The 9,700-nt window shown below is 74.3% G+C and carries 9 protein-coding genes; all 9 read left to right on the top strand.

Annotated elements, in window-relative coordinates; translation table 11 throughout:
* The first annotated feature begins 154 nt into the window (after positions 1 to 154).
* The 9 genes from argC to tyrS are packed head-to-tail and all read left to right on the top strand — an operon-like array spanning position 155 to position 9,386.
* A complete protein-coding gene (argC, locus tag ACI78Q_RS23380) occupies positions 155 to 1,195 on the top strand; it encodes an N-acetyl-gamma-glutamyl-phosphate reductase (RefSeq protein WP_456925871.1) in 1,041 nt (346 codons plus the stop codon).
* Complete coding sequence (gene argJ, locus ACI78Q_RS23375; RefSeq protein ID WP_456925870.1) at positions 1,192 to 2,343, top strand: bifunctional glutamate N-acetyltransferase/amino-acid acetyltransferase ArgJ; 1,152 nt, start codon at positions 1,192 to 1,194, stop codon at positions 2,341 to 2,343. Before argC ends, argJ begins: the two co-directional genes overlap by 4 nt.
* Positions 2,340 to 3,368: an acetylglutamate kinase gene (argB, locus tag ACI78Q_RS23370; protein WP_456925869.1), complete on the top strand. Its 1,029-nt coding sequence runs from the start codon at positions 2,340 to 2,342 to the stop codon at positions 3,366 to 3,368. Before argJ ends, argB begins: the two co-directional genes overlap by 4 nt.
* On the top strand, positions 3,365 to 4,552 hold the full coding sequence (locus tag ACI78Q_RS23365) for an acetylornithine transaminase (protein WP_456925868.1): 1,188 nt from the start codon (positions 3,365 to 3,367) through the stop codon (positions 4,550 to 4,552). The genes argB and ACI78Q_RS23365 overlap by 4 nt, the downstream gene beginning before the upstream one ends.
* Entirely contained in the window at positions 4,549 to 5,496 is a 948-nt protein-coding gene (argF, locus tag ACI78Q_RS23360) for an ornithine carbamoyltransferase (RefSeq protein ID WP_456925867.1), read from the top strand. The genes ACI78Q_RS23365 and argF overlap by 4 nt, the downstream gene beginning before the upstream one ends.
* Positions 5,493 to 6,023, top strand: a complete 531-nt coding sequence (locus tag ACI78Q_RS23355) for an arginine repressor (RefSeq protein WP_456925873.1) — start codon at positions 5,493 to 5,495, stop codon at positions 6,021 to 6,023. The genes argF and ACI78Q_RS23355 overlap by 4 nt, the downstream gene beginning before the upstream one ends.
* Positions 6,024 to 6,025: 2 nt before the next feature.
* Positions 6,026 to 7,462 (top strand): argininosuccinate lyase, encoded by a 1,437-nt coding sequence (gene argH, locus ACI78Q_RS23350; RefSeq protein WP_456925866.1) that lies wholly within the window; start codon positions 6,026 to 6,028, stop codon positions 7,460 to 7,462.
* Positions 7,426 to 8,112 (top strand): DNA-3-methyladenine glycosylase, encoded by a 687-nt coding sequence (locus tag ACI78Q_RS23345; RefSeq protein WP_456925872.1) that lies wholly within the window; start codon positions 7,426 to 7,428, stop codon positions 8,110 to 8,112. The genes argH and ACI78Q_RS23345 overlap by 37 nt, the downstream gene beginning before the upstream one ends.
* Positions 8,109 to 9,386 (top strand): tyrosine--tRNA ligase, encoded by a 1,278-nt coding sequence (tyrS, locus tag ACI78Q_RS23340; RefSeq protein ID WP_456925865.1) that lies wholly within the window; start codon positions 8,109 to 8,111, stop codon positions 9,384 to 9,386. Before ACI78Q_RS23345 ends, tyrS begins: the two co-directional genes overlap by 4 nt.
* Positions 9,387 to 9,700 lie beyond the last annotated feature (314 nt).

Here is a 9,700-nt window from a genome sequence, read left to right as displayed (position 1 = left end):
CCGGTTCCGCACCGCCGGGTCCTTCCGTGGCGGGAATGCTCGTGCTCTGCCCACCCGGGTGGCCACAGCACGAGCATCTGCAGAAACACCTCCGCTCTCCCGGCCGGGACAACCCAGATGAACGGTCATGCATGGCCGTGTATGGTCATGCATCGTGAGTACAGGGCAGACGTGGACGGTCGGGGTCACCGGCGCCACCGGGTACGCGGGAGGTGAGGTGTGCCGGCTGCTCGCCGGGCACCCGAACCTCCGGCTGGCCGGGGTGCACGCCAATTCCAGTGCCGGGCGACGCCTGGGTGAGCTGCAGCCCCACCTGCTCCCGTACGCCGGCCTCGAGGTGCAGCCCAGCGACGCCGCGGCCCTGAGCGGGTACGACGTCGTCGTCCTGGCGCTGCCGCACGGCGAGTCGGCCGCGATCGCCGCGCAGCTGTCCGACGACACCCTCGTCGTCGACTGCGGCGCCGACCACCGGCTCAGCGACCCCGCGGCGTGGGCGCGGTGGTACGGCGGCGAGCACGCCGGCTCCTGGCCCTACGGGCTGCCGGAGCTGCCCGGCCAGCGGCAGCAGCTGACCGGTGCGCGGCGGATCGCCGTCCCCGGCTGCTACCCGACCTCGGTCACCCTCGCCGTGGCCCCGGCGCTGGCCGCCGGGCTGGTCGAGCCCGACGTCGTCGTGGTCGCCGCCAGCGGCACCTCCGGCGCGGGCAAGAAGGCCTTGCCGCACCTGCTGGGCAGCGAGGTCATGGGCTCGGTGAGCGCCTACGGCGTGGGCGGGGTGCACCGGCACACGCCGGAGATGGTGCAGAACCTGTCGCAGGCGGCCGGCAGCCCGGTGAGCGTCAGCTTCACGCCCACGCTGGTGCCGATGAGCCGGGGCATCCTCGCCACCTGCTCGGCGCCGCTGACCCCGGGCACGGACGCCGCCGCCGCGCGGACCGCCTACGAGAAGGCCTACGCCGACGAGCCGTTCGTCCACCTCCTCCCCGAGGGGCAGTGGCCGACGACGGCGCAGGTGCTCGGCGCCAACACCGTCGCCCTGCAGGTCGCGGTCGACCCCGACGCCGGCCGGCTGGTCGTCGTCGCCGCGGTCGACAACCTGACCAAGGGCACCGGGGGAGCGGCCATCCAGTGCGCCAACCTCGCCCTCGGCCTGCCCGAGACCACCGGCCTGCCGCTCGTGGGGGTCGCGCCGTGACCGTCACCGCCCCGCAGGGGTTCCGGGCCGCGGGCGTCGCCGCGGGCCTCAAGAGCACCGGCGCCCGCGACGTCGCCCTCGTCGTCAACGACGGCCCGCACGACGCCGCCGCCGCGGTCTTCACCACCAACCGCTTCCCGGCCGCGCCGGTGCAGTGGAGCCGGCAGGTGCTGGCCACCGGCCGGCTGAAGGCGGTCGTCCTCAACTCCGGCGGGGCCAACGCCTGCACCGGCACCGAGGGCTTCCAGGACACCCACGCCACCGCCGAGCACGTCGCTGGCGAACTCGGCATCGGCGCGATCGACGTCGCGGTGGCCTCCACCGGGCTGATCGGCGTCCGGCTGCCCATGGACGAGCTGACCGCCGGGGTCACCGCCGCGGCGAAGAGCCTGTCGGAGGACGGCGGGGACGACGCCGCGCTGGCGATCATGACCACCGACAGCGTGCCCAAGACGACGGTGCAGACCCGCGAGGGCTGGACGGTCGGCGGGATGGCCAAGGGCGCCGGCATGCTCGCGCCGAGCCTGGCCACGATGCTCGTCGTCCTCACCACCGACGCGGTGGTCGACACCGCGACCCTGCAGACCGCGCTGGCGCAGGCCACCAGCGTCAGCTTCGAGCGGGTCGACTCCGACGGCTGCCTGTCGACCAACGACACGGTGGTCGTGATGGCCAGCGGCGCCAGCGGGGTCACGCCGTCCGCGGAGGAGGTCGCCGAGGCGCTCACCGCGGCGGCCACCGACCTGGCGATGCAGCTGCTGGCCGACGCCGAGGGGTCGACCAAGGACATCGCGATCACCGTCCGCAACGCCGCCAGCGTCGGCGACGCGCTGACCGCCGGCCGCGCCTGCGCCCGCAACAACCTGCTCAAGACCGCGCTGTTCGGCAACGACCCCAACTGGGGCCGCGTGCTGGCCGCGATCGGCACCACCGACGCCGCCTTCGAGGCCGACCAGGTCGACGTGACCATCAACGGCGTCACGGTCTGCCGGGGCGGGGCGATCGGCGACCCGCGGGAGCTGGTCGACCTCGCCGGACGGCAGATCACCATCGACGTCGACCTGAGGGCCGGCGCCGAGCAGGCGACGATCTGGACGAACGACCTGTCACTCGCCTACGTCCACGAGAACTCGGCCTACTCCACATGAGCGCAGATCCCGAACCCCACGTGACCACCACCCACGACCCCGAGGCGCAGGACCCCACCCCGCCCGACGTCCGCATCGACGAGCTCAAGCCACCGCGCAAGGTCGGCACCCGCCGGGTCATGCGCACCTTCGACCCCGAGGGCGACCGGCAGAAGGTCGCCGTCCTCACCGGCGCGTTGCCGTGGCTCAAGGAGTTCCACGACAACGTCGTCGTCGTGAAGTACGGCGGGCACGCCATGGTCGACGAGGAGTGCCGCCGCGCCTTCGCCGAGGACATGGTCTTCCTGCGGACCTGCGGCATCCACCCGGTCGTGGTGCACGGCGGCGGTCCGCAGATCACCGAGATGCTGGGCCGGCTGGGCATCGAGAGCGAGTTCCGCGGCGGCCTGCGGGTCACCACGGCCGAGACGATCGACGTCGTCCGCATGGTGCTGACCGGCCAGGTGACCCCCGAGGTGGTCGGGCTGGTCAACCAGCACGGCCCGCTGGCCGTGGGGCTGTCCGGGGAGGACGGCGGGCTGTTCACCGCCGCCCGCACGCACGCCCTCATCGACGGCCGGCCGGTGGACGTCGGCCTGGTCGGTGACGTCGTCGCCGTCGACCCCACCCCGGTCCGGGCGCTGCTGGAGTCCGGTCACATCCCGGTGGTCGCGACCGTCGCGCCCGACGCCGACGGCGTGGTGCACAACGTCAACGCCGACACCGCGGCGGCCGCGCTGGCCGTGGCGCTCGGCGCGGTGAAGCTCGTGGTCCTCACCGACGTCGAGGGGCTCTACGCCGACTGGCCCGACCGCGACTCGCTGGTGCAGCAGATCGACGCCGCCGAGCTGGCCGAGATCCTGCCCACGCTGGACGCCGGGATGATCCCGAAGATGACCGCCTGCCTGCGGGCGGTGAACGGCGGGGTGAAGCGGGCGACGGTCGTCGACGGCCGCGCGCCGCACGCCCTGCTGCTGGAGATGTTCACGTCCGAAGGGACCGGGACCATGGTGGTCCCGGCCGAGACCGGGAGGGAGCCGGCATGACCCACACGGAGGAGCTGGCCACCCGCTGGTCGGCCGTGATGATGAGCAACTACAAGACCCCGCCGGTCGCGCTGGCGCGCGGTGCCGGGGCGACCGTGTGGGACGTCGACGGCCGCGAGTACACCGACCTGCTCGGCGGCATCGCGACCACGATCCTCGGCCACGCCCACCCGAAGGTCGTCGAGGCGATCACCCGGCAGGCGCAGACCCTCGGGCACGTCTCCAACCTGGCCATGCACGAGCCCGGCCTCCTGCTGGCCGAGCGGCTGCTGGAGCTGGCCGGCCGGCCGGGCCGGGTCTTCTTCTGCAACTCCGGCGCCGAGGCCAACGAGGCCGCCTTCAAGATCAGCCGGCTCACCGGGCGGCCGGAGGTGGTCACCGCCGAGGGCGCCTTCCACGGCCGGACCATGGGCGCGCTGGCCCTGACCGGGCAGCCGTCGAAGGCCGCGGCGTTCGCCCCGCTGCCCGGCGGCGTCCGGTACGTGCCCTACGGCGATCCCGGCGCGCTGGCCGGCACGGTGAGCGACCGGACGGCGATGGTGCTGCTCGAGCCGATGCTCGGCGAGGGCGGCGTGCTGCCCGCGCCCGCCGGCTACCTGGCCGCGGCGGCGCAGACCGCGCAGGACGCCGGCGCGCTGTTCGCCGTCGACGAGGTGCAGACCGGCACCGGCCGCACCGGGCACTGGTTCGCCCACCAGGCCGACGGGCTGCAGCCCGACGTCATCACGCTGGCCAAGGCGCTCGGCGGCGGGCTGCCCCTGGGCGCGACGCTGGCCTTCGGCCCGGCCGCCGACCTGCTGACGGCCGGCTCGCACGGCTCCACCTTCGGCGGCAACCCGATCGCCGCGGCCGCCGCCCTCGCCGTCCTGGACACCATCCGCGACGAGGGGCTGCTCGAGCGCGCCAAGGAGCTCGAGCACCGGTTCACCGCCGGCATCGAGGCCCTCGGGCACCGCGGGGTCAGCGGGGTGCGGGGGCGGGGTGCGCTGCTCGGCGTCGTCCTCACGGCGCCGGTCGCCGCCGCGCTGGAGGCGGCGCTGCGGGACGCCGGGTTCCTCACCAACGCCGTCGCGCCCGACGTGCTGCGGCTGGCGCCGTCGCTGGTCCTCACCGACGCGCAGGTCGACGCCTTCGTCGCGGCCCTGCCGCCGGCCCTCGACACCGCCCTGGAGACAGCACAGTGACCCGGCACTTCCTGCGGGACGACGACCTCACGCCGGCCGAGCAGGCCGAGGTGCTGGCCCTGGCCGCCGAGCTCAAGCGCACCCGGCACACCGCGCAGGCGCCCACCCCGCTGGCCGCGCCGAACGGGGTGCCCCGGGCGGTGGCGGTGCTGTTCGACAAGCCGTCGACCCGCACCCGGGTGTCGTTCTCCGTCGGCGTCGCCGAACTCGGCGGGTACCCGCTGGTCATCGACGCCGGCTCCAGCCAGCTCGGCCGCGGCGAGCCGGTCGAGGACACCACCCGCGTGCTCGACCGGCAGGTCGCCGCGATCGTCTGGCGCACCTTCGGCCAGGGCCGCATCGAGGCGATGGCCTCGGTCAGCCGGGTGCCGGTGGTCAACGCCCTGACCGACGAGTTCCACCCCTGCCAGATCCTCGCCGACCTGCAGACGGTCATCGAGCGCAAGGGGACCCTCGCCGGGCTGACGATGACCTACCTCGGCGACGGCGCCAACAACATGGCGCACTCCTACCTGCTCGGCGGGGCCACGGCCGGCATGCACGTGCGGATCGGCTCGCCGGTGGAGTTCCAGCCGTCCAAGGAGGTGCTGGAGCGCGCCGAGGAGATCGCCGCGCAGACCGGCGGCTCCGTGGCCTGGACCGCCGACGCCGCGGCCGCAGCCGACGGTGCCGACGTCCTGGTCACCGACACCTGGGTCTCCATGGGCCAGGAGGGCGAGTACGAGTCCCGCATCGCGCCGTTCCTGCCCTACGCGGTGGACGACGCCGCCCTCGCCCGGGCCGCCGACGACGCCGTCGTCCTGCACTGCCTGCCGGCCTACCGCGGCAAGGAGATCGCCGCCGAGGTGATCGACGGCCCGCAGAGCGCGGTGTGGGACGAGGCGGAGAACCGGCTGCACGCCCAGAAGGCGCTGCTCCTGTGGCTGCTGGAGCGATCGGGGTGACCGGCGCGCTGACCCGCTCCGCGCGGCAGGCCCGGATCCGCGAGCTGATCGACACCCGTCCGGTCACCTCGCAGACCCAGCTCGCCGCCCTGCTGGCCGGCTCCGGCATCGAGGTCACCCAGGCCACCCTCTCGCGGGACCTGGAGGAGCTCGGCGCGGTCAAGATGCGCGGCTCCGACGGCGCACCGGCGTCCTACGTGCTGCCGCCGGAGAACGCCCCGCTGCGCCCGGCCCAGACCGCCCCGGCCCGGCTGACCCGGCTGCTGGCCGACCTGCTGACCAGCGCGGAGGGCAGCGCGAACCTGGCCGTCCTGCGCACGCCCCCGGGCGCCGCGCAGTTCCTGGCCTCCGCCCTGGACAAGGTCGGCCTCCCCGACGTCCTGGGCACGATCGCGGGGGACGACACTCTCCTGGTCGTCTCCCGCGCACCCGACGGTGGTCCGGCGCTGGCCGACCGCCTGCGGGCGCTCGCCGCGCGCACGCCGGCGGTCTACCCCGAACTGACGTCGGACCTGGAAGAGAGCTGATCGTGACCTCCGCACCTTCGGAGACCCGTCTGTGGGGCGGCCGCTTCGGCGGCGGCCCCTCCCCGGCGCTGGCGGCGCTGTCCAAGTCGACCCACTTCGACTGGAAGCTGGCCCCCTTCGACCTCGCCGGGTCGCGGGCCCACGCGCGGGTGCTGCACCGGGCCGGGCTGCTCACCGACGACGAGCTCGCGCAGATGCTGCGGGCCCTCACCGAGCTGTCCAACGAGGTCGAGGCCGGCACCTTCGTCGCGCTCGAGTCCGACGAGGACGTCCACGAGGCCCTCGAGCGCGGGCTGTCGGCCAAGCTCGGCGCGCTCGGCGGCAAGCTGCGCGCCGGCCGCAGCCGCAACGACCAGATCGCCACCGACCTGCGCCTCTACCTGCGCCACCACGTGCGCGCGCTGGTGGGGGAGCTGTCGTCGCTGGAGTACGCGCTGCTCGGCCTGGCGCAGCGCTACCAGGACGTCGCCGCGCCGGGCATGACCCACCTCCAGCACGCCCAGCCGGTGCTCATCGCCCACCAGCTGCTCGCCCACGTGCACGCCTTCGCCCGCGACGTGGACCGGCTGCGGGACTGGGACCGGCGCACCGCCGTCAGCCCCTACGGCTCCGGCGCGCTGGCCGGCTCCTCGCTGCCGCTGGACCCCGACGCCGTCGCCGCCGAGCTCGGCTTCGACCGCGCGTCGGACAACTCGATGGACGGCGTCAGCGACCGCGACTTCGCCGCGGAGTTCTGCTTCGTCGCCGCGCTCATCGGCGTGCACCTCTCCCGGCTGGGGGAGGAGGTCGTGCTCTGGACGTCGACCGAGTTCGGCTGGGCCCGGCTCGACGACTCCTGGGCCACCGGGTCGTCGATCATGCCGCAGAAGAAGAACCCCGACATCGCCGAGCTGGCCCGCGGCAAGTCCGGCCGCTTCGTCGGCAACCTGACCGGGCTGCTGACGATGCTCAAGGGCCTCCCGCTGGCCTACGACCGGGACCTGCAGGAGGACAAGGAGCCGGTCTTCGACTCCATGGAGCAGCTGCTGCTCCTGCTGCCGGCCGTCACCGGGATGACGGCCACGCTGACGATGCGTCCCGAGGTCATGGAGGCCGCCGCGCCGCAGGGCTTCGCGCTGGCCACCGACGTCGCCGAGTGGCTGGTCCGCCAGGGCGTGCCGTTCCGGTCGGCGCACGAGATCAGCGGCGCGATGGTCGCCTTCTGCGAGGGGGCCGGTCTCGAGCTCGACGAGTTGGACGACGACCAGCTGGCCGGCATCGACGAGCGGCTGACCCCCGGCGTCCGCGCCGTGCTCACCGTGCGTGGCGCGCTCGCGGCCCGCAGCGCCCGCGGGGGGACCGCGCCGGAGCGGGTCGCCGAGCAGCTCACCCGGCTGGCCGACCTCACCCGGCAGCACGCCGACTGGGCGTCGTCCTCACCCGTGGCGGCCGCGCTCTGAGCTCGCCGTCGCCCGGACCGCTCCTCACCCCCGAGGAGCTGCTCGGGCCACCCGACGTCGTGGCCCCGGCGCTGCTCGGGTGCTGGCTGGTCACCGACCGGCCCGAGGGGCGGGTCGCGCTGCGGCTCACCGAGGTCGAGGCCTACGCCGGCGACGGCACCGACCCCGCGGCCCACTCGCACCGGGGGCCGACCCCGCGGGCGGCGATCATGTTCGGCCCGCCGGGGCGGCTCTACGTGTACTTCAGCTACGGCGTGCACTGGTGCGCCAACGTCGTCGTCGGCCCGGACGGGCACGGCTCGGCGGTGCTGCTGCGTGCCGGGGACGTCGTGGTGGGGGAGGAGCTGGCCCGCGCCCGCCGTCCGGCGGCCCGGACGGCCCGGGACCTCGCCGGCGGGCCGGCCCGGCTCACCCAGGCGCTGGCGATCGGGCCGGACGACAAGGCCGCCGACCTGCTCTCCCCGGACAGCTCGGTACGGCTGCACCGGGGGGACCCGCCGGCGGAGGTGTCGGCCGGGCCGCGGATCGGCATCAGCGTCGCCACCGAGCTGCCGTGGCGGTTCTGGGAGACCGGCGCCGACTCGGTCAGTGCGTTCCGCCCAGGGGGTCGACCCCGCCGGCGGAGCGCAAGGGAGGATCAGTACCCGTGACCGACGTGATCGACGAGCTGCACCGCCGTGGGCTGATCGCCCAGAGCACCGACGAGGAGGCGCTGCGCGCGCACCTCGCGGAGGGGCCGGTCGCCTACTACGCCGGCTTCGACCCGACGGCGCCCAGCCTGCACGTCGGCCACCTGCTGCAGTTCATGGTGCTGCGGGCCCTCCAGCGCGCCGGGCACCAGCCCGTCGTGCTGGTGGGTGGCGCGACCGGCCTGATCGGGGACCCGCGGCCGACGGCCGAGCGGCAGCTCAACGACCGAGAGACCGTCGCCGGGTGGGTGGAGAGCATCCGCACCCAGGTGGCGCCGTTCCTCGAGGTGCCGGCGGAGCGGGACGGCCTCGCCGCGCCGGTCTACGTCGACAACCTCGACTGGACGGCGCAGCTGTCGGCGATCGACTTCCTGCGGGAGATCGGCAAGCACTTCCGGGTCAGCCAGATGCTGGCCAAGGAGGCCGTCTCCGCGCGGCTGAACTCCGAGGCCGGCATCAGCTACACCGAGTTCAGCTACCAGATCCTGCAGGCGAACGACTACCGGGAGCTGCACCGGCGCAACGGCGTGACGCTGCAGACCGGCGGCTCGGACCAGTGGGGCAACCTGACCGCCGGCATCGACCTGGTGCGCCGCACCGAGGGCGCGCGGGTGCACGCGTTGTCGACGCCGCTGGTCACCAAGTCCGACGGCACCAAGTTCGGCAAGACCGAGGGCGGCGCGGTCTGGCTCGATCCGGCGCTCACCTCGCCCTACGCCTTCTTCCAGTTCTGGCTCAACGCCGACGACGCCGACGCCCGCGCCTGGCTGCCGCTGTACTCCGAGCGGCCGGCCGAGGAGGTCGAGGCGCTGATCGCCGAGAGCGTGGAGCGCCCGGCCTCCCGCGCTCCGCAGCGGGCGCTCGCCCAGGAGCTGACCCTGCTCGTCCACGGCCCCGAGGAGCTACGGCAGGCCGAGGCCGCCGGCCGGGCGCTGTTCGGCCGTGACGACCTCTCCGCGCTGGGACCGGACACCCTCGGCGCCGCCCTCCGCGAGGCCGGCAGCGTCACCGTGGACGGCCAGACACCCACCGTCGCCCAGCTCCTCCAGCTCACCGGTCTCGTCGGCAGCCTCTCCGAGGCACGCCGCACCGTGAAGGAGGGCGGCGCCTACCTGAACAACGAGCGGGTCACCGACGCCGAGGCCGTGCCGGGGGAGGACGCGTGGCTCCCGGGCGGCTGGCTGGTCCTCCGCCGGGGCAAGCGGGCCGTCGCCGGGGTGCAGCGGGTGGTCTGACCTGGGGTGTGAACGGCGTGTGACGGCGCCGTTGCCGGAGGGTGTCCGGCGTCACCGCCCATCGGTTTGACACGGCCTCCGGGTCCACGTAACTTTCTCTCTGCGCCGGGAACGACCGCGAGGCCGGGCCCGGGCGCCAGAGTGAGACAACCAAGCCGAAGACGACGGCCGTGAGGCCAGGTTCTCCGCGCGTCCGCTCCTTGAGAACTCAACAGCGTGCCGAAAGTCAGTGCCAAGTAACAAATCCCCCGCACTGCACGTTTTCGTGTGGTGAGGGATTCCTTTGGTTGATGGATCATCGAGAGTGCTAGCTC

Source organism: Geodermatophilus sp. SYSU D00705, assembly GCF_054050135.1.
Note: the sequence above shows the minus strand (reverse complement) of the source record. Positions and strands in the feature narration are given on the sequence as shown.

Bases quoted from the DNA above. Each gene is read 5' to 3' on its own strand.
- argB (WP_456925869.1), top strand. From the start codon at position 2,340: ATGAGCGCAGATCCCGAACCCCACGTGACCACCACCCACGACCCCGAG.
- ACI78Q_RS23365 (WP_456925868.1), top strand. From the start codon at position 3,365: ATGACCCACACGGAGGAGCTGGCCACCCGCTGGTCGGCCGTGATGATG.